The organism is Streptomyces sp. NPDC046862, assembly GCF_040704615.1.
Taxonomy (GTDB): domain Bacteria; phylum Actinomycetota; class Actinomycetes; order Streptomycetales; family Streptomycetaceae; genus Streptomyces.
Window position 1 is genome coordinate 109,276 of sequence record NZ_JBEYXP010000032.1, and the last position, 21,877, is coordinate 131,152.

General features: G+C 70.4%; 20 protein-coding genes. 17 read left to right on the forward strand and 3 right to left on the reverse strand.

The features are described 5' to 3' along the window. The first annotated feature begins 5 nt into the window (after positions 1 to 5). The 4 genes from AB0959_RS31330 (at position 6) to AB0959_RS31345 (ending at position 3,422) form a co-directional block, all read left to right on the forward strand. Positions 6 to 827 carry a rhomboid family intramembrane serine protease gene (locus tag AB0959_RS31330; RefSeq protein WP_366830027.1) on the forward strand — a complete coding sequence of 274 codons (822 nt, stop codon included), beginning with the start codon at positions 6 to 8 and terminating at the stop codon, positions 825 to 827. A gap of 133 nt (positions 828 to 960) precedes the next feature. Continuing rightward, positions 961 to 2,055 carry a serine hydrolase domain-containing protein gene (locus AB0959_RS31335; RefSeq protein ID WP_366830028.1) on the forward strand — a complete coding sequence of 365 codons (1,095 nt, stop codon included), beginning with the start codon at positions 961 to 963 and terminating at the stop codon, positions 2,053 to 2,055. A 90-nt stretch (positions 2,056 to 2,145) separates the two neighbouring features. Next, positions 2,146 to 2,514 carry a BlaI/MecI/CopY family transcriptional regulator gene (locus AB0959_RS31340; RefSeq protein WP_366830029.1) on the forward strand — a complete coding sequence of 123 codons (369 nt, stop codon included), beginning with the start codon at positions 2,146 to 2,148 and terminating at the stop codon, positions 2,512 to 2,514. Beyond that, positions 2,511 to 3,422: a M56 family metallopeptidase gene (locus tag AB0959_RS31345; protein ID WP_366830030.1), complete on the forward strand. Its 912-nt coding sequence runs from the start codon at positions 2,511 to 2,513 to the stop codon at positions 3,420 to 3,422. Before AB0959_RS31340 ends, AB0959_RS31345 begins: the two co-directional genes overlap by 4 nt. A gap of 92 nt (positions 3,423 to 3,514) precedes the next feature. On the opposite strand, the gene AB0959_RS31350 is transcribed toward AB0959_RS31345, so the two are convergent. From AB0959_RS31350 to AB0959_RS31360, 3 genes are all read right to left on the reverse strand, one after another. After that, entirely contained in the window at positions 3,515 to 5,074 is a 1,560-nt protein-coding gene (locus AB0959_RS31350; protein WP_366830031.1) for a multicopper oxidase family protein, read from the reverse strand. Between the two features lie 74 nt (positions 5,075 to 5,148). Continuing rightward, positions 5,149 to 5,604 carry a hypothetical protein gene (locus tag AB0959_RS31355; RefSeq protein ID WP_366830032.1) on the reverse strand — a complete coding sequence of 152 codons (456 nt, stop codon included), beginning with the start codon at positions 5,602 to 5,604 and terminating at the stop codon, positions 5,149 to 5,151. Positions 5,605 to 5,721: 117 nt separating this feature from the next. Then, on the reverse strand, positions 5,722 to 6,471 hold the full coding sequence (locus tag AB0959_RS31360) for a DUF5134 domain-containing protein (RefSeq protein WP_366830033.1): 750 nt from the start codon (positions 6,469 to 6,471) through the stop codon (positions 5,722 to 5,724). 200 nt (positions 6,472 to 6,671) lie between these two features. Here AB0959_RS31360 and AB0959_RS31365 point away from each other — a divergent pair, with 200 nt between their 5' ends. The 13 genes from AB0959_RS31365 to AB0959_RS31425 form a co-directional block, all read left to right on the forward strand. Then, on the forward strand, positions 6,672 to 8,114 hold the full coding sequence (locus tag AB0959_RS31365; protein WP_366830034.1) for an MFS transporter: 1,443 nt from the start codon (positions 6,672 to 6,674) through the stop codon (positions 8,112 to 8,114). Positions 8,115 to 8,279: 165 nt separating this feature from the next. Then, entirely contained in the window at positions 8,280 to 9,515 is a 1,236-nt protein-coding gene (locus AB0959_RS31370) for an aminotransferase class I/II-fold pyridoxal phosphate-dependent enzyme (protein WP_366830035.1), read from the forward strand. Positions 9,516 to 9,590: 75 nt separating this feature from the next. Next, positions 9,591 to 10,109 carry a MaoC family dehydratase gene (locus AB0959_RS31375; protein WP_366830036.1) on the forward strand — a complete coding sequence of 173 codons (519 nt, stop codon included), beginning with the start codon at positions 9,591 to 9,593 and terminating at the stop codon, positions 10,107 to 10,109. 44 nt (positions 10,110 to 10,153) lie between these two features. After that, positions 10,154 to 10,996 carry an SAM-dependent methyltransferase gene (locus AB0959_RS31380; RefSeq protein ID WP_366830037.1) on the forward strand — a complete coding sequence of 281 codons (843 nt, stop codon included), beginning with the start codon at positions 10,154 to 10,156 and terminating at the stop codon, positions 10,994 to 10,996. Next, positions 10,993 to 12,051 carry a methyltransferase domain-containing protein gene (locus tag AB0959_RS31385; protein ID WP_366830038.1) on the forward strand — a complete coding sequence of 353 codons (1,059 nt, stop codon included), beginning with the start codon at positions 10,993 to 10,995 and terminating at the stop codon, positions 12,049 to 12,051. Before AB0959_RS31380 ends, AB0959_RS31385 begins: the two co-directional genes overlap by 4 nt. 73 nt (positions 12,052 to 12,124) lie before the next feature. Beyond that, positions 12,125 to 13,015, forward strand: a complete 891-nt coding sequence (locus tag AB0959_RS31390; protein ID WP_366830039.1) for a diiron oxygenase — start codon at positions 12,125 to 12,127, stop codon at positions 13,013 to 13,015. Positions 13,016 to 13,032: 17 nt separating this feature from the next. Then, a complete protein-coding gene (locus AB0959_RS31395) occupies positions 13,033 to 13,905 on the forward strand; it encodes a hypothetical protein (RefSeq protein WP_366830040.1) in 873 nt (290 codons plus the stop codon). Between the two features lies 1 nt (position 13,906). Beyond that, positions 13,907 to 14,659: a holo-ACP synthase gene (gene acpS, locus AB0959_RS31400; protein WP_366830041.1), complete on the forward strand. Its 753-nt coding sequence runs from the start codon at positions 13,907 to 13,909 to the stop codon at positions 14,657 to 14,659. Between the two features lies 1 nt (position 14,660). Continuing rightward, positions 14,661 to 15,824 (forward strand): methionine adenosyltransferase, encoded by a 1,164-nt coding sequence (metK, locus tag AB0959_RS31405; RefSeq protein WP_366830042.1) that lies wholly within the window; start codon positions 14,661 to 14,663, stop codon positions 15,822 to 15,824. A gap of 1 nt (position 15,825) precedes the next feature. Beyond that, complete coding sequence (locus AB0959_RS31410; protein WP_366830043.1) at positions 15,826 to 16,809, forward strand: carbohydrate kinase family protein; 984 nt, start codon at positions 15,826 to 15,828, stop codon at positions 16,807 to 16,809. A gap of 14 nt (positions 16,810 to 16,823) precedes the next feature. Next, positions 16,824 to 20,309, forward strand: a complete 3,486-nt coding sequence (gene metH / locus AB0959_RS31415; RefSeq protein ID WP_366830054.1) for a methionine synthase — start codon at positions 16,824 to 16,826, stop codon at positions 20,307 to 20,309. After that, positions 20,309 to 21,166, forward strand: coding sequence for a methylenetetrahydrofolate reductase [NAD(P)H] (gene metF, locus AB0959_RS31420; RefSeq protein ID WP_366830044.1), 858 nt, complete (start codon positions 20,309 to 20,311; stop codon positions 21,164 to 21,166). The genes metH and metF overlap by 1 nt, the downstream gene beginning before the upstream one ends. Next, a partial coding sequence (locus AB0959_RS31425) for an adenosylhomocysteinase (protein WP_366830045.1) occupies positions 21,156 to 21,877 on the forward strand: 722 nt, incomplete at its 3' end. The genes metF and AB0959_RS31425, both read left to right, overlap by 11 nt.

Here is a 21,877-nt window from a genome sequence, read left to right on the forward strand (position 1 = left end):
TCCTTGTGGTCATCCCCGTCCATGACGTGAACCCGGTACGCCGCACGCCGTATGTGACGTACACGCTGATCGCTGCCAACGTCCTCGTCTTCCTCTTCATGCCGGGGCTCTCCGGTTCGGTGGCGGGTGACAGCAGCCTGGCGCAGCTGTGCCACCTCCAGGCCTTCCTGGATCACCACGCGGCGGTCCCGCAGGAACTGATCCACCACCGGATGCCGCGACTGGTCCCGACGGGTGACGTCGGCGTCGACCCGCGGCAGGGACCGGGATGTCTGGTGGGCCCGCCGGACTACGACAAGTCACCGGCTCTCTCCGTGCTCACGGCGATGTTCCTGCACGGCGGCTGGCTGCACCTGCTGGGCAACATGCTGTTCCTGCTGATCTTCGGCAACAACATCGAGGACCGGCTGGGGCATGTGCGGTTCGCGCTGTTCTACGTGGCGTGCGGGTACGCGGCCGCGTACGGCTACGCCTACTTCAACGACGACTCCACCGCCCCGCTGATCGGCGCGTCCGGGGCGATCGCCGGGGTGCTCGGCGCGTATCTGGTGCTCTATCCGAGGGCCCGGGTCTGGGTCCTCGTACCCTTCTTGATCTTCCTGCCCCTGCGGCTGCCCGCGTGGATCGTGCTGGGCTTCTGGTTCGGGCTCCAGGCGGTGTACTCCTCCGGCGAGGGCGTCTCCGGCGCCGGCACCGTGGCGTACGCGGCCCATGTCGTCGGCTTCGTCGCGGGCATGCTGCTGGCCTGGCCGCTACGGCCCGGCACCCCGCCTCCGCCCGAGCCACGCGGCCTGCTGTGGGGCAGGCGGGCGCGGCGCGGTTGGTGAGACGGCGGGGCCCGCCGACCCAGCACGCCACGACATTGCCTCGCATACCCCTCCCCCGTATCCTCGGGCGCGTGGTCTCCAGGCCGGCGGCCACCGGGTCGGCCGGCACCATGCGCGGAGGGAGGGACCCGACATGGACGTCGAGGGTTTCGCTGCGGCCGGTTACGAGGAGGTGCGCCGGGTCTTCCAGGAGCTGGTGGACAGCGGGCTGGAGACCGGGGCGGGCGTGTCGGTCTGGCGGGAGGGCCGGGAGGTCGTCCGGCTGAACGCGGGGTGGGCCGATGCCGGGCGGAGCCGTCCGTGGCAGGGCGACACGTTGGTCATGCCGTACTCCCTGTCGAAGACGTTCGTCACGCTCGCGGCCCTGGTGGCGGTGCGCGACGGCGCTCTGGCGCTGGACGAGCCGATCGCCAAGTACTGGACGGAGTACGGGGCCCGCGGCAAGGAGGCGACCACCCTCCGGCAGGTGCTCACCCACCGAGCGGGCCAGCCACGTTTCCCGGCCGGAGCCGCCTCCCTGGACCTGCTGGACGACGCCGGCCTGCGAGAAGCCCTGGCCCGGGCGGCACCGGAACACGTGCCCGGAACATCACTCGGAGAGCACGCGCTGACCTACGGCCACCTGATCGACGGCATCCTTCGCGCGGCCACCGGGACGACGTTGGGCACGGTGTTCGACGACGTCGTACGCCCCGCGCTGAACCTCGACGCATGGTTCGGAGTACCGGACCACGCGCTGCACCGCGTCGCCGACCTCGAGCACGCGCACCCCGAGTGGCCGCGGCAACTGCATGCCGCACCCTGGCTGGGCGTCCCCGCCGGCGCCCTGGACACGGAGCGGACGAACTCCCGGGTCTGGCGGCAGTCGGTGTTCGGCGCGGTCAACCTGCACACCACGGCGACCGCGATGGCGGAGTTCTTCGCCCACCTCACCAGTCAGGAAGGGCCCGTCCGCCGACTCCTGGGACCGGAGCTGCACACCGAGCTCCTCACCTCCCAAGTCACCGACTACGACGAGGTCTTCGGCACCCGCATCACCTGGACGCCGGGCTTCGTACGCGACAAGGGGAAGATCGCCAAGGGCGGCATCGGTGGCTCCGCGGCCTGGTGGTCGCTGCGGCACGACCACGCCTGCGCCTACCTCACCCGCCGGCTGGACGACCACTCCCGCGCCGCCCGCGTCGCCGCGGCTCTGGGTGACGACCTGACCGTGGTGGGCGAGGACTGAGAATCACCTCCCGAAAGACCCAAAGGTCAGCCGTCTACTATGGCTTCGCGAATGCGCTCGCGCATCCGGTGGCGAAAGGGAGTCAGGGCCATGCGGCGGCTGGGGGATCTCGAGGCGGAGATCATGGACCGTCTGTGGACGTGGAACCGTCCGGCGACGGTGCGCGAGGTCGTCGACGACATCAACAAGTTCCGCCCCATCGCCTACACCACGGTGATGACCGTCACCAACATCCTGTACACCAAGGGCTGGCTGCTGCGCGGCAAGCAGGGCCGCGCCTGGTTGTACTCCCCGGTGCGCAGCCGCGAGGCGTACGCCGCCGCGCTGATGGAGGACGGCCTGGGCGAGAGCAAGGACCGCCCGGCCGCCCTCGTGCACTTCGTCGAGAACATGTCCGAGGAAGAGCTGGCAGCCCTGCGCAAGGCCCTGCGAACCGTGGGACGACAGGCGCGACCGTGAACGCGGCACCCCTCCTGGCCGGTTACACGGCAGTGGTGGGTTTCGTCGCCCCGCACCTCGTCCTGCGCGCCCGCTGGCCCCACCGGGCGCCCGCCCTGGCCGCCGTGGTCTGGCACGCGCTGACCGTCTCCTTCTCGATCGGTGCCGCACTGACCGCGTACCACCTGGCCATGCCGACCGAGCATCTCCACACCGGGGTGCTGGGCCTGCTGCACTCCTGCGGACTCGGCATCAGCGCGGACGGTCTCGACCCCGCGACCGCACACCGGCTCGCCGTCGCCCTGCCGACCTCGATCGGCGTGGCTCTGATCTGGTCCTTCTGCTTCCACGTCGGCCGTGCCCGGCGAGCGAGGACACGGCACCGGGAAGCGGTGGACCTGGTCGGCCGCCACTCGGCCGGGCTGAGCGCGACCGTCCTGCCCTACGACGTCCCCGCCGCCTACTGCCTCCCGGGCCGTCGTCCCCGCGTGGTGGTCAGCGACGCGGCCGTACGCGAACTGACGCCCGAGCAGCTCTCCGCCGTGCTGCAGCACGAGCAGGCCCACGTCCTGGGCCGTCATCATCTGGCCCTGGCGGCCGCGGAGGCGTTCCACTCGGTCTTCCGCCGGCTTCCCCTGGCGCGCCTCGCCCGTGAGCAGACGGCGCTCCTGCTGGAGATGGTCGCGGACGACCGTGCGCTGCGCGGCCACTCCGACGAGGCGCTGGCCACCGCCATGTACGAGATGGCCGCGGCCCGGATCCCGAAGGGCGCGTTCGCCGCGGGCGGGCACACGGTCCTGATCCGTCTGCAGCGGGTGCTCGGCCCGCGCAGGGCTCCTCATCCCGTCCTCTGGGGATCGGTGGCCGCCGCCGCGGCGGTCGTTCCGCTGCTGCCGCTCCTCGTCGCCTGCCCGCCCGGCCTCGGCTGACGAGCCCTTTCCGCCCCCGACCGGACGGCTTCACCAGCACGCTGACCGCCCAGGGAACCTGCGTCCTCCGGGCGGTCGGCGCGGGCCGGTGATCAGGCCCGGTAGGCCACGTTCGCCATCATCCCGGCCTCGCCGTGGTAGGCGTTGTGGCAGTGGAGCATCCACTGGCCGGGGTTGTCGGCGTCGAAGTGGACGGACAGTTTCCGTCCGGGCAGAACGATCGCGGTGTCCTTGCGCGGCCCGTCGGTGCCGAGTTGGTACGTGTGGCCGTGCAGGTGCATCGGGTGCCACATGTCGCTGTCGTTGACGAAGTCGAGCCGTACGCGCTGCCCTTCCTCGATGAGGATCGGGTTCGCCTCGGGATCGTCCATGTCGAACGGCTCGCCGTTGATGGCCCAGTCGTACTTGGCCATGCCGCCGGTCAGCCTGATCCGGTGCGTGACGTCGGTCCTGGCGGACTCCAGCCGTACCGCGTCGGCCGCCCGGAGCTGTGACGCGGTCACGATCATGCCGTCGAGTTCCTTCGGGCGGACGGTGGCGGACGGCGTGCTCCCGGAGCCGGTGCGCACCAGGGCGAAACCGTTCGCGTTCTTCCCCTCGGCCGCGGCGACGAGCGGGAAGACCCCGTCCCCGAGGGTGACGAGGACGTCGTAGCGCTCGCCCATACCGACAAGCAGGGCGTCCACCTCCTGGTGCCGGACCGGGAAGCCGTCGGTGTGCGTGATGGTCAGCTTGTGGTCGCCGAGGGCCAGGCGGTACGCGGTGTCACCGCCCGCGTTGATGATCCGCAGCCGCACCTTCCTGCCGGGCTTGCCGGTGTAGACGTCCGGGTCGGCCGCCACCCTGCCGTTGATCAGGTGGTGCGGGTACTTCACGTCGCCCGCGTCGCCGCCGAGCAGGTCGCTGTCGGCGCCCATGAGCATGAACTTCATCCCTCCCATGGCCCCCATGTCGTGGCCCTCCATGCCGTCCGGGCCGGGGCTGTCGCTCTCCCCCATGTGCATGCCGCCCATGCCCTGCCCGAGTTCGGCGAAGACCTCGTCCGGGGTGCCGGTGACGCCGTCGACCCAGTCGTCGAGCAGGACGACCCATTCGTCGTCGTACGCCAGGGGCTCCTTCGGGTCCTCGACGATCAGCGGGGCGTACAGGCCGCGGTCGAGCTGGACGCCGACGTGCGGGTGGAAGAAGTACGTGCCGGGCGCGTCGGCGATGAAGCGGTACGTGAAGGTGGAGCCGGCCCGGACGGCTGTCTGGGTGGCGGGCGGCACGCCGTCCATGTCGTTGCGCAGGGCGAGGCCGTGCCAGTGGATCGATGTGGGCGTCCTGTCCGGGAGCTGGTTCGACAGCTCGGCGACGAGGGTGTCACCGGCGGAGAGACGGACCTCCCGGCCGGGGCTGCGTCCGTCGTAGGCCCAGGTCTTGGGCGTGACCCCACCGCCCAGATCGATCCTGGCGGGCGCCGCCGTCAGGGTGAGCTTCCGCTCGCGCCCGCTGCTGGTCCGCTTCTTCTCCGCGGCGGCGACGGCCGCGCCCGAGGGACCGGCCAGGGCGCTGCCGACGGAGCGGGAGTCGCCGCTGCACGCGGTGAGCGCGCCCGCTCCGGCGAGGCCCAGTCCGGCGAGCAGCATGGAGCGACGGTTGATGCTGTTCATTGAGTTGTGTCCTCTGTGTCGAAACTGCCGATGTGGTCACGGGGGACGGCACATCGCGCGCCGTCCGGCGCGGCCTATATGCGCAGTTGGGAGAGGACGGACAGGTCGGGCGGCGCCCGGCCCACCGCGGCGCCGGGTGCGTGTCCGGCCGGGTCGTGCCGCAGGTCCGCCCGTGGGGCGAACGCGGTTCGGCCGGGTACGGCGAGCTGCACCGTGTCGACGCTCGCGGTGGTGCAGTGCTGCGTTCCTGGCATGGCGCACCCGCCGCCGTCGGCGTTGTGCGGGGAGGTGTCCGAGACGGACGGTGCCGTCGTCGCGCCCTGCAGGCCATGGAAGGTGTGGACAGCACGGGCCGCATGGGAGGCGTGGACGGCATGGGCGGCGCTCGGCATGGGTCGGGCACTTGTCGCCGACACCGCCGGCGTCTCGTGGTGCACGAGCACGGCCAGTGCGACACACAGGGCGAGGAACACCCCGTACGCCCAGCGGACGGCCGTGCCGCCGCCGGGTGCCGACCGGATCGTCGTCACGTGCCTCGCCTCCGCTGGTCGCCGTCACCGCCTCCGGCATCCTACCCCCAGGGGGTACCCAGGCGACCCGGCGGGCCGGCTCCGGCGAACAAGTCCGCGCGAGCGGATCAGCCGGAGTCAGGCAGCCATCATCAGCAGCATCGTCGCCATCGATCCCCCCATCCCGATGTGACCGGCCAGGCGCGCGTTCGGCACCGAGAGCATCGCGGGAGCGCGGGCCGCCCGACGGTGACGGGCCCTGGGCACGAGCGCGGGCTCGGCCCGCTCCGCCCCGGCCGCGCCCCGCATCCGGGTGCGTACGGCCAGGGCCATGAAGACCAGGAAGTACGCGGCCAGGACCCAGAAGATCGCGCGCCAGGCGACCGAGGAACCCGAGGAGGCGGCTGCCTCGGTCATGCCGTGGGCACCCATCCCGGCCATCCCCTCCATCCCCTCCATTCCGGCCATGCCCTGCATCCCGGGCATGGCTCCGTGTCCGTGCCCGGAGGAGCCGGCCAGCGCGAGCACGGGTCCCGATGTGGAGCCCGGCATGGCCAGGGTCATCAGGACCATGGCCGCGCTGCCGACCACGAGGTGGACGCGGTGGCTCAGGTGACGCACGCCCCTCAGGAGCGCCACCTGCCGTACGGCCAGGGCGACGCCCCCGAGACACAGCAGTCCGAACACCGCCGCCCACCACATGCCGTACGTGCCGTAGAGAGCCGCGGTCGGGGGCGCCGCCATGACGGCCATGCCCACCCCCATCACGACTTCGGCTCCCGCTTCGTACCTCGCCCAGCCACTGACCAGCGTCATCCGGACGAGGTTCCCGACAGCCACTCCGGCCCCCAGTAACACCAGCGTCCAGCCCAGGAGTTGTCCCGTCACGTCGCCACCCTTCACGGAAGCCGTGTCGCGGCTCTCCGATCGCCGACCACTACGTACCTACTTAGTACTTACTACGTAGCGATCGGCGATGTGACTCACCGGCCGAAGAACCGTCCGGTCCATTGCATACCCCCTGGGGGTATGTTAACTTCCCAATCCAAAGGTACCCCCTAGGGGTATACGGAAGAAGGGGTAGGACCATGCCAACTGTCAGTCCCCGGCGTTGGTGGGCGCTCGTCGTGCTCGCCGCCGCCCAGTTCATGGTGATCATGGACACGAGCATCATCGGGGTCGCGCTCCCCGAGATGCAGCGTGAACTCGGTTTCTCCCAGGGCGAGTTGCAGTGGGTCTTCAATGCCTACGTGATCGCCTTCGGCGGACTGCTCCTGCTCGGCGGACGCCTCTCCGACCTGCTCGGCGCCCGGAAGGTCTTCAACGCCGGCTGGGTCGTCCTGATCGCGGGGTCGATCGTCGCCGCCGCCGCGCAGACCGCCTGGGTCGAGGTCGTGGGCCGCGCCGTGCAGGGCGTCGGCGGCGCCCTCATCGCACCGGCCGCCATGACGCTGCTGATGATGCTCTTCGCGCACGACCCGAAGGAACTCGGCAAGGCGATGGCGCTCTACGGCGCCGCGGCTCCCGCGGGCGGCACCGCCGGTGTCTTCCTCGGCGGCGTCTTCACCGAGTGGCTGAGCTGGCCGTGGATCTTCGTCATCTACATCCCGATCGGCGTCGCCACGCTCGCCGCCACCAAGCTGCTGCCCGCCGTCGAGTCGCGCCGGGGTGCCGTGGACGTGCTCGGTGCCGCCGCCGTCACCGCCGGCCTCGCGCTCGCCGTGTTCGCCATCGTCCGCGCGGAGCACGTCGGCTGGGGCTCGACCGCCACCGTTCTCCAACTGGCCGGTGCCGCCGCCCTCCTGGTGGTGTTCTTCGTGATCCAGAAGTCGGTGCGCCAGCCGCTCATGCCGCTGGGCATCTGGCGGGTGCCGCGCCTCGGTTCGGCCAACCTGGCGATGACGCTGCTGGGTGCCGCCTGGATCCCGATGTGGTACTTCCTCAACCTCTATCTGCAGCAGGTCCTCGGCTACGGCGCCTTCGCCTCCGGCGCGGCGCTTCTGCCGATGACCGTCCTGCTGATGATCTTCATGACGGCGATCACGGCGAAGCTGCTGGCCCGGTTCGGCGCCAAGCCGCTCATCGGCGGCGGCCTGCTGGTCCTCGCCGCCGGCCTGCTGTGGCTGTCGGCCGTCGAACCGACCGGCACCTTCGCGGTCGACGTCCTGCCGGCCTCGCTCGTCGCGGCGCTCGGCATGTCGCTGGCGTACATCCCGGCGATGATGGCCGCCATGTCCGGCGCACCGCAGGAGCAGGCGGGTCTGGCCTCCGGCATCGTCAACACCACGTACCAGGTCGGCTCGGCCCTGGGCCTGGCGGCCCTGACCGCCCTCGCCACCTCGCAGGGCGCGGGACAGCTGGGCAACCTGCCGGCGCTCACCGACGGTTTCAGTGCCGCGTTCCTGGGCGCCGCCGCGGTCGCCGCCGTCGGCGGCATCGTCACCCTCCTCGTGATGCGGACCGAGAAGGCGGCCGCCGCCGCCCAGCAGGCGGCCGCTCCGGCCGCCAAGGGCGAGCAGGTCGGCGTATAGCCGGCGAGCTGCCCGGCAGCCACTTGCGACACCACGACCAGGGGCCGCCCGATGTCCGAACAGACATCGAGCGGCCCCTTCTCGTGTCCATGGGTTCACGCGTCACGCGTCACGCGTCACACGTCACACGTCACACGTCACACGTCACACGGAGAGGAGCACGGCATGGACATCCACACCCGGGCCGTACACATCGTCAACGATCCGCCGGGCGAGGCGACGCGGAGCGGCGGCCACCCGCTCAGCGTCCCCATCGTCCAGTCGTCGGCCTTCGCCTTCGACTCGGCCGACGCGCTCGCGGACGCCATGGCGGACCCCGACGGCCCGTACGTCTACAGCAGGCGCGGAAACCCCACCGTACGTGCCCTGGAGCGGACGCTCGCCGGTCTGGAGGGTGGCGCGTCGGCCCTGGCCTTCGCCTCCGGGATGGGGGCGATCAGCGGGGTGTTCCTCGCCCTGCTGCGCCCCGGCGACCACGTACTGGCGCAACGCTGCCTGTACGGGGGTACGTACGCCGTCCTGTCCGATCTCGCCGCACGGTACGGCATCGAGGTCGAGTACCTCGCGGGCGACGACCGCGCGGAGTTCGAGCGGCTGGTACGGCCGGGCAGGACCCGGCTGCTCCATCTGGAGACGATCGCCAACCCGACCGGCCATGTCCCCGATCTGCCCGGGCTGCTGGCCGCGGCACGACGGCACGGGGTGACGAGCGTCGTGGACAACTCCCTTGCCTCACCGGTGCTGTGCCGTCCCGTAGAGCACGGTGCCGACATCGTGGTGCACTCCACGACCAAGTACCTGGCGGGCCACTCCGACGTCCTGGGCGGTGCGGCCGTCTTCGCGGACGACGGGCTGCGGCGAGCGATCTGGCCCCGCACCGTCGAACTCGGGGCTGCGGCCGACCCGTTCGCGGCCTGGCTGACCCTGCGCGGGCTGCCGACCCTGCCGCTGCGGATGCGCCAACACTGTGTGAACGCCGGACTCCTCGCCCGCAGGCTCGCGGAACACCCGGCCGTCAGAGCGGTGCACTGGCCGTGGCTGGCCGGCCATCCCTCGTACGACGTGGCGCGCAAGGTCCTGTCGGGGGGCGGCGGGATGGTCTCGTTCGAGCTGGCCGGAGGGCGGGCCGAGGGCCGGGCGTTCATCGAGAACGTGCGCGTCGCACGGCTGGCGCTGTCGCTCGGCGGAGTGGAGACCCTCGTCGCCCACCCGGCCTCCACCTCGCACCGGGAGCTGGACGAGCGGGCACTGGCGGCCGCCGGGATCGGTACGGGCCTGGTGCGCGTCTCGGCCGGGATCGAGGACGGCGAGGACCTCTGGCGCGACATCGCACAGGCCTTGGACGCCGCCAGGGGTGCCGCCGCGCACTCCACTTCTGACACAGCCGCATATTTGGATTGACAAAATAAATGGTCGATTCGTAGATTGGTTCGCGCATAGGGAAGAGAGTCGCCACCTCTCAGGGGGGATCGCGTCATGCGCTACTTCGAGGACTTCCGCACCGGTGACATCCATGAGCTCGGCACCGTGACCGTGACCGAGGAGGAGGTGCTGGAGTTCGCCAGGCGTTTCGACCCCCAGCCGTTCCACACCGACACGGAGCTCGCGGCCCGTTCGTCCTTCGGCGGGCTGATCGCCAGCGGATTCCACACGGCGTCGATGTTCATGCGGCGGTACGTCGACGGGCTGCTCGCCTACAGCGCCTGCGCGGGCTCGCCCGGCATCGACGAGGTCCGGTTCCACCGGCCGGTCCGGCCCGGTGACAAGCTCACGGCCCGGATCGAGATCCTCGGCTCGCGTCCCTCGCTCACCAGTCCTGCCACCGGCATCGTGCAGCCCCGCTGCCAGCTGGTGACCCCTGACGGGACGGTCGTGTTCAGCATGGTCCTGCACAGCATCTTCCGGCGGCGCCCCGCCGACTCCGCCGCCCCCGACGCCGTGTCGTCGATGCCCATGGCGGAGGACCCGGTCCCCTGTGCGGGTCCGCGCAGCTGAGCACGGCCGTCCTTCTCACTCCCACTCACCGAAGGGGGCCTTACGTGGAGGCCGTATCCCGCACCGCGCAGTGGACCGCCGCCGCGCGGGCCCTGGAGACCGAGCGCGAGGACCGGCTGTTCGCCGACCCGTACGCGCGCACCGTCGCCGACACGATCGGATTCGAGCTCCTCGACCGGTACGCGGGCGCGGGCACCGTCCCGTTCCTGGCCATCCGCACCACCTACCTGGACCGCGCCATCGGCCGCGCGGTCCAGGAGCAGGGCATCCGGCAGGTCGTCTTCCTCGCCGCCGGCATGGACACCCGCTTCCACCGGCTGCCCTGGCCCGACGGCGTGACCGTCTACGAACTCGACCGGCCCGCGCTGCTCGACGCCAAGGCGCGGATGCTGGCCGACGAACCCGCCCCGGCCGGACGTACCCGCCGTACCGTCGCCGTCGACCTGACCCAGGACTGGACCGGTCCGCTGAAGGAGGCGGGCTGGCACTCCGAGCAGCCGACCCTGTGGGTCGTGGAGGGCCTGCTGTTCTTCCTTCCCGAGCAGGCGGTGCGCACCCTCCTCTCCACCGTCGCCCAGCTCGGCGCGCCCGGCTCCGTCCTGCTCGGAGACGTCATCAGCCGCGCCGCTCTGGAGAACCCGCTGTCCCGCCCCTTCCTCAACTCCCTGGAGGAGGACGGCAATCCGTGGCTGTTCGGTACGGAGGAACCCGAGCAGCTCCTCGCCGAGTGCGGCTGGCAGGTCCGCGAGATCAGGCAACCCGGTGAGGAGGGCGCGGACTTCGGGCGCTGGCCCTACCCGGTGCCGCCGCGGGCGACGACCCGTGTGCCGCGCTCCTTCCTGTTCACGTGCGACCTGCCCGACACTCACGAAGGGGAAGCCCGATGAGCACACCGAGTCAGGCCACCACCGACTTCCACCAGCGCGTCATCGGCGACGCGGCCGCCGCCGTCCGCGGGCTGAGCGTCTCCCTCGGAGAGCGCCTGGGCCTGTACCGGGCGCTGACCGAGCACGGGCCGCTCACCCCCTCGCAGCTCGCGTCGAGGACGGGCATCACCGAGCGGTACGCCGAGGAGTGGCTGCACGCGCAGCTCAGCGCCGCGTACGTGGAACGCGATCCGGCCTCCGGCGCGTACCGGCTGCCCGAGGCGCACGCACCCGTACTCGCCGATCCCACCGCGGTCACGTTCGCGGCGGGCTTCTTCACCGCGCTCAAGGCGCTGTACGCCACCGAGGACCTGCTCGTGGACGCCTACCGCACCGGGGACGGCGTCGGCTGGGCCGAGCACGACCCGGCCCTCGACACCGGCATGGGCAGCTTCTTCCAGCCCACCTACGAGCACCGCCTCGTCCCCGACTGGCTGCCCAGTCTGCACGACGTGACCGACAAGCTCGCCGGCGGCGGCACCGTCGCGGACGTCGGGTGCGGCGTCGGCCACACGACGCTGCTCATCGCGAAGGCCTTCCCCAACGCCACGGTGTACGGCTTCGACTACTCGGAGGAGGCCATCGGCATCGCCCAGCAGCTGGCCGAGGCCGCGGGCCTCGCCGACCGGGTCGTCTTCGAGGCCGCCTCCGCCGACGACTACCCCGGCACCGGCTACGACCTCGTCACCTTCTTCAACTGCCTGCACGACATGGGCGATCCGGTCGCCGCGGCCCAGCACGTGCACAAGTCGCTCGACCCCGACGGCACGTGGATGCTCGTCGAGTCCAACGTCTCCCCCGCCGACATCGACACCCGCACGCCCGCCGCCCACATGTTCATGGCGCTGTCGGCCGTGATGTGCCTGCCGGTGGCCGTCGCCCAGCGGGGGCCGCACGCCCTCGGCAACCACTCCGGGGAGCAGGCGTTCAGGGCCATCGCCGAGGAGGCCGGGTTCACCCGCTGGCGGCGCGCCACCGAGACACCGGTCAACGCCGTCTACGAGGTCCGCCCCTAGCTCCGTCACCAGCCTCCTTACGAGTTCCCTCCCGGACAGCGCCCTCCCCCTCGCGTACCTCACAGGAGAGACCATGAGCACGACGGCCCTGCCCGTCACCGACCGTTTCCGCGAAGTCCTCGACCGGCTCAGCGAGAAGGCCATCGAGGACTACTACAACCCCTACCAGCACTTCGACTGGCCGGACGCGCTGGACGAGAACCGCATGTGGATGAGTCCGGAACTGCTCACCCCGTACGGCACCCGGCACTTCGACGAACTCGGCGAACAGACGCTGATACGGCTCTCGAAGTGGGAGTCGGTCAACTTCTACAGCCTCAACGTCCACGGCATCCGCGAACTGCTCATCGAGGTCGTCGGCCGCATCCACATGCCGGGTTTCGAGGTCCCCTCGGACTTCTTCCACCACTTCATCGGTGAGGAGAACGAACACATGTGGTTCTTCGCCGAGTTCTGCCGACGCTACGGCAACAAGATCTACGGCTCCACGGCCATGCGCGCCGACTCCGCCTGGGAACCCGAGGTCGAGAACTTCCTGGTGTTCGCCCGCATCCTGTTCTTCGAGGAGCTCGTCGACCACTACAACACCCGTATGGCGCAGGACACCTCGCTCTGCGACACCATCCGGCAGGTCAACCGGCTGCACCACCAGGACGAGTCCCGGCACATCGCCTTCGGCCGCGAACTGGTCGCGCTCCTCTTCACACGGATGCGCGAGGCGGTCGGCGAGGAGCGGCTGCGCGAGGTGGAGGCCTATCTGAAGCGGTACGTCGTCTTCAGCGTCAACTCCCTCTACAACCCGCACGTGTACCGCGACGCCGGCATCGCCGACCCGCTCGCCCTGCGCAACGCGCTCATCGCGGACGAGGCCCGCCGCGCCCACGAACGCAGGGCGATCCGCAAACCCCTCGCGTTCTTCCTCAAGACCGGGATCTTCACCGACGACACGCTGCCCGCCATCTGACCCGAGAGGGGTTCACCGTGTCCATCGACACCCAGACCCTGGAACGATGTTCACCCGGGGGGTCCCGCGGGCTTCCCGCGCTCGGCCCCGAGGCCACCGCCCTGCTCCGGCTCCTGGACGAGACCTTCGAGAGCTGGGGCATCGCGGCCGGGGCGCAGATCATGACCATGCCGCCCCTGCTGCCGGCCGCCGACCTGGCCCGCCTGGACTACTACGAGAACTTCCCCCACCAGGCCGTCGTCGCCGCGCCCCTCGAAGTGGACCGGCGCGGCGACTTCTGCGCCGAGACCGGCTGCTTCCCGTGCAACTCCCTGCAGCCGGCCGCACTGGGCCTGCCCTCCGCGTCCTGCTACGGCGTCTACCTCCACCACGAGGGCCGCGCCGTCGCCGACGACACCCTCGTCACCGTCGTCGGCTGGTGCTTCCGCAAGGAGGAGCGCTACGAGGGACTGCGCCGCCAACTCGGCTTCCGCATGCGGGAGATCGTGGCGCTGGGCGACCGCGAGCACGCCGAGAACCATCTGTGCGCGTTCACCGAGCGCATCGCCGCCTTCGCCGAGGCGCTCGACCTTCCGCTGCGCAGGGAAGCCGCCTGCGACCCGTTCTACGACAAGGGCGGCTCCAAGGCCGTGCTGCAACGGCTCTCACCGGTCAAGCACGAGTTCCTGTACGAGGACCTGGCGATCGCCTCCGTCAACACGCACCGCAACTTCTTCGGCGACCGCTGCGCCATCTCCCTGAGCTCGGGGGGACCCGCGTTCACCAGCTGTGTGGCCTTCGGCCTCGAACGCTGGCTCTCCGCGCTCACCCGGTGCCACGGCGGCTGGGAGGCCGCCACCAAAGCGGTGCACCGGGCCAGGGCCGCGGTCACCGGCGGGCCGGTGACCTAGGGTGCCGGCCCGCCCCACCGCCCCGCCGGCGGGCGGCCTGGGCTGGGCGAATCTCGGCTTGGACATCGTCTCCGTCAACCGTGTCCGCGGGCTTCTCGCCGCATACGGCGAGGAATTCTTCGACAGGATGCTCGACCCCGGCGAACTGGCCGACTGCCGTACGTCCTCGGGCCTCGACGTGCTCAGCCTCTGCGGGCGCATCGCGGCCAAGGAAGCGGCGTTCAAGACCCTCCGGGTCCGCGGCAGGCTGCTGCCCTGGCGCGACATCGTGGTACGCCGCTCGGACGGCGGCTGGCCGCTCGTGCGCTTACGGAGCACCGCGGCCGACATGGCGGCCGACTCCGGCATCACCGAGATCACCGTGAGCATCAGCCACGACGTGGACTACGCGGTGGCCGTGGCCGCCCCCGTCCTCGGCCTCCCCAGCGACCCGCGTCCGGGATCGCCCTCTCCCCCGCCCTCATCCCGTCCCAGCACGTCAAGGTCCACCTCGAGTTCAAGGAGTACTCCCATGACTGACGGTCTGCAGCAGGTCAAGGACTGGATCCTCAAGCGTCACCCGGAGCGCGAGGACCTCGCCACGGACGTGGACCTCATCGAGAACCGGCTGATCGACTCGCTGTCCTTCGTCGAGTTCGTCTTCCTGCTGGAGCAGCTCAGCGGCAAGCCGATCGAGATGGAGACCCTCGAGGTCGACGCCATCCGCACCCTGGACGCCATCGAGCGCACCTTCTTCCGTGCGGAGGTGCGCTGAGATGGGCCTGAGGCTCTTCACCTCCGAATCCGTCACCGAGGGCCATCCCGACAAGATCGCCGACCGGATCAGCGACACCGTCCTCGACGCACTGCTGCGCGACGACCCGCGGGCCCGGGTGGCGGTGGAGACACTGATCACCACCGGCCAGGTGCACATCGCGGGCGAGGTCACGACCAGTGCGTACGCCCCGATCGCGCAGCTCGTCCGCGAGGCCGTCCTCGACATCGGCTACGACTCGTCGGCCAAGGGCTTCGACGGAGCGTCCTGCGGGGTGTCCGTCTCGATCGGAGCGCAGTCCCCGGACATCGCGCAGGGAGTCGACACGGGCGGCGCCGGCGATCAGGGCCTGATGTTCGGATACGCCACCGACGAGACGCCGGAGCTGATGCCGCTGCCCATCCAGCTCGCGCACCGGCTCTCGCGACGGCTCAGCGAGGTCCGCAAGGACGGCACGGTCCCCTACCTGCGCCCGGACGGCAAGACGCAGGTCACCATCGAGTACCGGGGCAGCCGCCCGGTCCGGCTCGACACGGTCGTCGTCTCCTCGCAGCACGCGCGCGACATCGACCTCGACTCGCTCCTGGCCCCCGACGTACGCGAGTTCGTGGTCGAACCCGAGTTGAAGGCCCTCGCCGAACAGGGCGTGAACCTGGAGAGCGACGGCTACCGGCTGCTGGTCAACCCCACCGGCCGCTTCGAGATCGGCGGCCCGATGGGCGACGCCGGCCTCACCGGCCGCAAGATCATCATCGACACCTACGGCGGCATGGCCCGCCACGGCGGCGGCGCCTTCTCCGGCAAGGACCCCTCCAAGGTCGACCGCTCCGCCGCCTACGCCATGCGCTGGGTCGCCAAGAACGTCGTCGCCGCCTCTCTCGCCCGGCGCTGCGAGGTCCAGGTGGCCTACGCGATCGGCAGGGCCGAACCGGTCGGGCTCTTCGTGGAGACGTACGGCACCGAATCCGTGCCCGTGCAGCGCATCCAGACGGCCATCACCTCCGTCTTCGATCTCCGCCCGGCCGCGATCATCCGCGACCTTGACCTGCTGCGCCCCATCTACGCGCAGACGGCGGCGTACGGCCACTTCGGCCGCGAACTCCCGCACTTCACCTGGGAGCGCACCGACCGCGCCGACGCGCTGCGCGAGGCGGCGAGGGCCTGACATGCGGATCGCTGTCACGGGCTCCATCGCCACCGACCACCTGATGACCTTCCCCGGAAGCTTCACCGATCAGCTCCTGGCCGACCGGCTCGACCGGGTCTCCCTGTCGTTCCTCGCGGACCGCCTGGAGATACGGCGGGGCGGAGTGGCAGCGAACATCTCGTTCGGACTCGGGCTGCTCGGGCTGCGCCCGGTACTCGCCGGCGCGGTCGGCGGCGACTTCGAGCCCTACCGCGTCTGGCTGAAGCAGCACGGAGTGGACACCGACTCGGTGCTGGTCAGCCAGGAACACCACACGGCCCGGTTCGTCTGCACGACGGACCGGATGCAGAACCAGATCGCCACCTTCTACGCGGGCGCCATGACGCAGGCGCGGCACATCGACCTGGCCGACGTCATCGAACGCGTCGGACGGCTGGGCCTCGTCATGGTCTCGCCGGACGACCCCGAGGCCATGCTGCGTCACACGCGCACCTGCCGCAGACTCGGGATCCCCTTCGCGGCCGACCCCTCGCAGCAGTTGGCGCGGCTCGACAAGGACGCCGTCCTGGACCTCGTCGACGGCGCGCGCTGGCTGTTCACCAACGAGTACGAGGCCGCGCTGCTGCGGGAACGCACCGGTCTGACCACGGCCGGAGTCCTGCGCCTGGTGGGCACGTGGGTCACCACCCACGGCGCGGCCGGCGTGCGGATCCAGTCGGCGGACGGCGAGGTCACGGCCGTACCGGCCGTGGAGACCGCGGGCGTCGTCGACCCCACCGGCGTCGGCGACGCCTTCCGGGCCGGTTTCCTCGCCGGCATGGCCTGGGGGGTGTCCCGGACGTGCGCGGCCCAGTTGGGCTGCGTCGTAGCGGCCACCGTGCTCGACTACGTGGGGACCCAGGAGTACCGGCTGTACCGCGATTCGCTCGTCGCCCGTATCCGCGGCACGTACGGCGCGGGGTGCGTCGCCCATCTCGTGACCCATCTGAGGGAGCTCACGTGAGGCAGACGACCGGTATGAACACGCCTCCGGGTACGGACAGGGTCACGGGTACGGACAGGGTCACGGCCCTGCGCGAGGCGCTCCGCACGCGGGTGGTGGTGGCCGACGGCGCGATGGGCACGATGCTCCAGGCGCAGGACCCGACGCTGGAGGACTTCCAGCAGTTGGAGGGTTGCAACGAGATCCTGAACCTCACCCGCCCCGACATCGTGCGTTCGGTGCACGAGGAGTACTTCGCGGTGGGTGTGGACTGCGTCGAGACGAACACCTTCGGGGCGAACTTCTCCGCCCTGGGCGAGTACGACATCTCCGAGCGCGTGTACGAGCTGTCGGAGGCGGGGGCGCGGATCGCCCGTGAGATCGCCGACGAGTTCACGGCGTCGACCGGGCGACAGCGCTGGGTGCTGGGCTCGATGGGGCCGGGCACGAAGCTGCCGACGCTGGGCCACGCCCCGTATACGGTTCTGCGCGACGCCTACCAGCGGAACGCCGAGGGGCTGATCGCCGGTGGTGCGGATGCGCTGCTGGTGGAGACCACCCAGGACCTGCTCCAGACCAAGGCCGCGGTACTGGGGGCCAAGCGCGCCTCGGACGTACTGGGCGCCGAGGTGCAGCTGATCGTGTCGGTGACGGTGGAGACGACCGGCACGATGCTGCTGGGCTCGGAGATCGGTGCCGCGCTGACGGCCCTGGAGCCGCTCGGCATCGACATGATCGGCCTGAACTGCGCGACCGGCCCGGCCGAGATGAGCGAGCACCTGCGGTACCTGGCCCGGCATGCCCGGGTGTCGCTGTCGTGCATGCCCAACGCCGGTCTGCCCGTGCTGGGGAAGGACGGCGCGCACTACCCGCTGTCTCCGAGGGAGTTGGCGGATGCGCAGGAGACATTCGTCCGGGAGTACGGGCTGTCCTTGGTGGGCGGTTGCTGCGGTACCACGCCGGAGCATCTGCGGCAGGTCGTCGAGCGGGTGCGCGGTCTCGCCCCGGCCGAGCGTGATCCGCGCCCGGAGCCCGGTGCGGCTTCCCTCTATCAGACGGTGCCGTTCCGTCAGGACACCTCCTACCTGGCGATCGGTGAGCGCACCAACGCCAACGGGTCCAAGAAGTTCCGGACCGCGATGCTGGAGGCCCGCTGGGACGACTGTGTGGAGATGGCGCGGGAGCAGATCCGTGAGGGCGCGCACATGCTGGACCTGTGCGTGGACTACGTCGGCCGCGACGGTGTGGCGGACATGGAGGAACTCGCGAGCCGGTTCGCGACCGCGTCCACTTTGCCGATCGTGCTGGACTCCACCGAGGTCGAGGTCATCGAGGCCGGGCTGGAGAAGCTCGGTGGACGCGCGGTCATCAACTCCGTCAACTACGAGGACGGCGACGGCCCCGAGTCCCGGTTCGCGAAGGTCACCAAGCTCGCGCGGGAGCACGGGGCGGCGCTGATCGCGCTGACCATCGACGAGGAGGGCCAGGCCCGCACCCCGCAGAAGAAGGTGGAGATCGCCGAGCGGCTGATCGCGGACCTCACCGGTAACTGGGGCATCCACGAGTCGGACATCCTCATCGACACCCTGACCTTCACGATCTGCACCGGTCAGGAGGAGTCCCGCAAGGACGGCATCGCCACCATCGAGGCGATCCGCGAACTCAAGCGCCGCCACCCCGACGTCCAGACCACCCTGGGCTTGTCGAACATCTCCTTCGGCCTGAACCCGGCCGCGCGCATCCTGCTCAACTCCGTCTTCCTGGACGAGTGTGTCAAGGCGGGCCTGGACTCGGCGATCGTGCACGCCTCGAAGATCCTGCCCATCGCCCGCTTCGACGACGAGCAGGTCACCACCGCCCTCGACCTGATCCACGACCGGCGCGCCGAGGGTTACGACCCACTGCAAAAGCTCATGCAGCTCTTCGAGGGTGCCACGGCGAAGTCGCTGAAGGCGGGCAAGGCCGAGGAGCTGGCCGCGCTGCCGTTGGAGGAGCGTCTGAAGCGGCGCATCATCGACGGTGAGCGCAACGGCCTGGAGCAGGATCTGGACGCGGCTCTTGCGGACACGCCGGCTCTCGACATCGTCAACAACACCTTGCTGGACGGCATGAAGGTGGTCGGTGAGCTGTTCGGCTCCGGGCAGATGCAGTTGCCGTTCGTGCTGCAGTCGGCGGAGGTGATGAAGACGGCCGTCGCCCACCTCGAGCCGCACATGGAGAAGTCGGACGCCGAGGGCAAGGGCACCATCGTGCTGGCGACCGTGCGCGGGGACGTGCACGACATCGGCAAGAACCTGGTCGACATCATCCTGTCCAACAACGGCTACAACGTCGTCAACCTCGGGATCAAGCAGCCGGTCTCGGCGATCCTGGAGGCTGCCGCCGAGCACCGCGCGGACGTGATCGGCATGTCGGGGCTGTTGGTGAAGTCCACGGTGATCATGAAGGAGAACCTGGAGGAGCTCAACCAGCGCGGTCTGGCCGCCGACTTCCCCGTCATCCTCGGCGGCGCCGCCCTCACCCGCGCCTACGTCGAGCAGGACCTGCACGAGATCTACCAGGGCGAAGTCCGCTACGCCCGCGACGCGTTCGAGGGCCTGCGCCTGATGGACGCCCTCATCGGCGTCAAGCGGGGCGTCCCCGGAGCGGTCCTGCCCGAACTCAAGAAACGCCGGGTGCCGAAGCGGGAGTCGGTCCTGGAGGAACCGCGGGACGTCGGACGGTCGGATGTCGCCGCCGACAACCCGGTGCCCGCTCCGCCGTTCTGGGGCACCCGCGTCATCAAGGGCATCCAGCTGGGGGAGTACGCGTCCTGGCTGGACGAGGGTGCCCTGTTCAAGGGCCAGTGGGGACTCAAGGGTGACACCGTCGAGAGCGAGGGCCGACCGCGGCTGCGGATGTGGCTCGACCGGCTGCGCACGGAGAACCTGCTCGAAGCGGCCGTGGTCCACGGCTACTTCCCCTGTGTGTCCAAGGGCGACGACCTGATCGTCCTGGACGAGCAGGGCAACGAGCGGACGCGGTTCACCTTCCCGCGTCAGCGCCGGGGCCGCCGGCTGTGCCTGGCCGACTTCTTCCGCCCGGAGGAGTCCGGTGAGACCGACGTCGTGGGCCTGCAGGTCGTCACCGTGGGGTCGCGCATCGGTGAGGAGACCGCCCAGCTCTTCGAGTCCAACGCCTACCGCGACTACCTCGAACTGCACGGCCTGTCCGTGCAGTTGGCCGAGGCCCTCGCCGAGTACTGGCACGCGCGTGTGCGTGCCGAACTCGACATCTCCACGGCCGACCCGACCACCCTCGACGGCATGCTCCGCACCGAGTACTGCGGCTGCCGATACTCCCTCGGTTATCCGGCCTGCCCGAATCTGGAGGACCGCGCCAAGATCGCCGGCTTGCTGGGGCCCGAGCGGATCGGCGTGCGGCTCTCCGAGGAGTTCCAGCTGCACCCCGAGCAGTCCACCGACGCCATCGTCGTCCACCACCCGGAGGCGGGCTACTTCAACGCGGGCGGTGGACGCTGATGCCGACGTTCTCCTTCGAGTTCTTTCCGCCGAAGACCGAAGCCGGCGAGCGCACCCTCTGGAACACCGTTCGCCGTGTGGAACCCCTCCGCCCCGACCGGGTCTCCGTGACGTACGGGGCAGGAGGCTCCTCCCGCGACCGGACCGTGGCCGTCACCCGGCGCATCGCCGCCGAGACCACGCTGCGGCCGGTCGCCCATCTCACCGCGGTCGGCCACTCGGTCGCCGAACTGCGGGCGGTCATCGGGCAGTACGCGGACGCGGGCATCCGGGACGTCCTGGTCCTGCGGGGCGACCCGCCCGGCGACCCGGGCGGTCCCTGGACACCGCACCCGGAGGGATTCACGTACGCCAGGGAACTCGTCGAACTCGTCCGCTCCCTGGGCGACTTCACCATCGGAGTGGCGGCCTTTCCCGAGCGGCACCCGCGTTCACCGGACTGGGACAGCGACATCCGGCACTTCGTCGCCAAGTGCCGGGCCGGGGCCGACTACGCCATCACCCAGATGTTCTTCCACGTGGAGGACTATCTGCGGCTGCGCGACAGGGTGACCGCAGCCGGCTGCGGCATACCGATCATCCCGGAGATCATGCCCGCCACCGACGTCCGCCAGATCCGCCGCTTCGCGGAACTGTCCGGCGCGGCCTTCCCCGAGGACCTGGCGCACCGCCTGGCAGCCGCGCGCGACAATCCCGCCGAGGGCCACCGCATCGGCGTCGACCACGCCACCGACATGGCCGAACGGCTACTCGCCGAAGGGGCGCCCGGGCTGCACTACATCACGCTCAACCGGTCCACAGCCGCGCTGGACATCCACCGCAACCTTCAGATCCCAAGGAGCCTCAGTGTCCGCTGAGTTCACGGACTTCAAGGTCGCCGACCTGTCCCTGGCCGAGTTCGGCCGCAAGGAGATCACCCTCGCCGAGCACGAGATGCCCGGCCTGATGGCGATCCGCAGGGAGTACGCCGACGCCCAGCCCTTGGCCGGCGCCCGCATCACCGGCTCCCTGCACATGACCGTCCAGACGGCCGTCCTCATCGAGACGCTGGTCGCGCTCGGCGCGCAGGTCCGCTGGGTGTCGTGCAACATCTTCTCCACCCAGGACCACGCCGCCGCAGCCATCGCCAGCGCCGGTATCCCGGTCTTCGCGTGGAAGGGCGAGACGCTGGAGGAGTACTGGTGGTGCACGGAGCAGGCGCTGACCTGGCCCGACTCGCCCACCGGCGGCCCGAACATGATCCTCGACGACGGCGGCGACACCACTCTCCTCGTCCACAAGGGCGTCGAGTACCAGAAGACCGGTGAACTCCCGCCCGCCGACAACGAGGAACTCGCCGTCGTCCAGGCCCTGTTGAAGTCGAGCACCCTCGACTGGACCACCCTTGCCTCCGAGATCCGCGGGGTGACGGAGGAGACCACGACCGGTGTCCACCGCCTGTACGAGATGCAGCGCGACGGTGTCCTGCTGTTCCCGGCGATCAACGTGAACGACGCCGTGACGAAGTCGAAGTTCGACAACAAGTACGGCTGCCGGCACTCGCTGATCGACGGCATCAACCGTGCCAC